A 2,261-nucleotide genomic window follows, 5' to 3' on the forward strand; every position below is an offset into this window, starting at 1 on the left:
GGTTCGTCGGCGATGCCCAAGCCCGTACTACGTTCGCACCGAGCGGAGACCTGGAGTGTCGAAAGCTATATCAAGGGGTGGGCCTTCGAAACGGGCGACCGCGTATTCGTTCCGCTGTCGCTTGCTTGGGCATGGGGCTTGACTGTGCAAAGCATGACCACGATCGGGTCTGGGGCTACGCTATATCTGGACAAAAGTTTCAACCCTGTCCGGGCGCTCGAAGCCTTTGAAAAATACAGGATCACGACATTTGCCGGAACTGGCTCGATGTACGCCATGTTGATGGATGTCCTGAAGGAGCGAAATTTCGACATCTCTAGCTTAAAGAAGTTGTTCATTGGCGGAGAGCCCAGCAACGCGAATACCGTCGAGACGGTTCAAGCGCATTTTAAGCTCAAATTGTTCGAGGGATACGCCATGAGCGAGAGCTTTCCGCACCTAGTCCTACACCCCCGCGATGACGTCAATGCGCCTAAAGGAGCCGTCGGTCGTCGTGTCGGTGACGACGCAGAGATCCGTCTGATCGACAGCGACGGCAATGATGTTCCGCATGGTGAAGTAGGGCATGCAATCCTGCGCAGCCCTGGAAGAATGACGGAATATTACCGCGAACCAGAAATGACTTCTGATAGATTTATGGAAGGCGGATGGGTCAAGACCGGCGATCTTCTGCGCGAAGACGAGAATGGCTATTTCTTTTTTGAAGGTAGGATCAGCGATTTGATTATACGCGGCGGCGCCAACATCTCTCCTGTGGAGATTGAGGACGCTGCGTCTCGTCACCCGCTCGTCAAGGATATCGTCGTGGTTGGAATTCCGGACGAGGCCAGAGGCGAGAAGGTCGTGGCGACCGTAGTCGCGAAGAGTGACGAACTCAGTGAAGCGGCTCTTTTCGACTTCTTCGAACAGAACTTGGCTAAGTACAAAGTTCCTCAGATCATCCTGTTCACTAAAGATTTGCCCGTGGGGGCAACCGGTAAGATTAACCGCAAGGCGGTGAGGGCGATGGTATTGGAAAAAACTGACGCGTCGCAGGGTTAAACTGCGTGCTGTGGATGCGGCCGGACGGACGGAAAAAATGTCTGCGTTAAATACTTTTCTCAGAGGCATCAGGGTCTTGGATCTTTCGCAGAACCTTCCTGGCCCGATTGCCTCCCTCTTTTTGTCCGACATGGGCGCGTCGGTTCTAAAGATAGAGCCCCCAGGTGGAGACGATGCGCGCCGCTTCGGTACGGTAGCCGGCGAAGGCTCATCAGCGATTCATCAGGCGGTAAACGCGGGCAAACACATCTGCCGTCTTGACCTGAAGTCCGACGGCGGCAGACGTGAGATGCTGCAGCTAGTTGAAAACGCGGACGTTCTGATAGAGGGATATCGCCCGGGTGTCATGCGGCGGCTTGGACTTGAGTATTCTTTCATTCGCCAACGGAACCCTAGTATTATTTATTGCTCGATCAGCGGGTATGGTCAGCACCGCGAAAATCCAGCCGGCCATGATGCCAACTATTTGGCAGAGGCAGGAGTCCTAGCTCGGAACGGGTTTTACGGGCCGTCAATGTTTGATCCGCCCGTTGCTGACTGCGGCGGAGCAATGTTTGCAATGACCGCGATTCTCGGTGCCCTCGTGTCACGGGCTAAGACAGGAGAGGGCTGCCATCTAGATCTGGCCTTAGCTGATTCCGTTCATCCCCTCCAAATCGGCGCGATTGCGGAGTTTTCAGCAACCGGTCAGGAACCTACGGTGAGCGGTTCCCTTGCTGGGGGCGCGCTTGCGCGAAACAGGATATACAAGACAGCACATGGCTTCGACGTCGTACTCTGCGCGATCGAACCGAAATTCTGGCAACGGTTCTGCGATGTTGCTGCCCGACCGGAATGGGTTGACCGGATGTCGGACGCGCTGCCGCAAACGGATCTGTCTGCCGAAGTTTCTGAGTTTTTCTTAGGGCTGCAGGAAGTTGAACTGGCTAGGCTTATTGACGACCCCGACCTCTGCCTCAGTCGGATCAACACTTTGACTGAGGCCATGCAGCGCGCACTTGCGAGCGGTCGCGGTCTCGTTGTCGAAAAGCGTGGCGTACTGCAGCCGCTCTTTCCCGTACTCATCGACGGCCAGAGGCCCGCAGCGCGGCAGGGCGTCGTGGAGCTTCCTCCGAATGTTGGAGTGAACTGGGAGATATTAGTCTCAAAACGCTAAAGTTCGGATCAGGTACTGCCGATTTATTTACCTTCTTCAATTAGAGCATTCTAAAGAAAATCGA

At 54.9% G+C, this 2,261-nt stretch carries 2 protein-coding genes; both read left to right on the forward strand.

Features of this window, described 5'->3' with window-relative positions; translation table 11 throughout:
* On the forward strand, nt 1–1,041 hold a 1,041-nt coding region (locus ACK8OU_RS20055), incomplete at its 5' end, for a class I adenylate-forming enzyme family protein (protein WP_410305098.1).
* Nucleotides 1,042–1,078: 37 nt separating this feature from the next.
* Nucleotides 1,079–2,197 (forward strand): CaiB/BaiF CoA transferase family protein, encoded by a 1,119-nt coding sequence (locus tag ACK8OU_RS20060; protein WP_410305099.1) that lies wholly within the window; start codon nt 1,079–1,081, stop codon nt 2,195–2,197.
* Nucleotides 2,198–2,261: the final 64 nt, after the last annotated feature.

Origin of the sequence: Pontitalea aquivivens, assembly GCF_046507575.1 — a bacterium.
GTDB lineage: Bacteria > Pseudomonadota > Alphaproteobacteria > Rhodobacterales > Rhodobacteraceae > Pontitalea > Pontitalea aquivivens.

What these genes read in the sequence shown, in the direction of transcription:
- ACK8OU_RS20060 (WP_410305099.1), top strand. Translation starts at nt 1,079, where the DNA reads ATGTCTGCGTTAAATACTTTTCTCAGAGGCATCAGGGTCTTGGATCTT.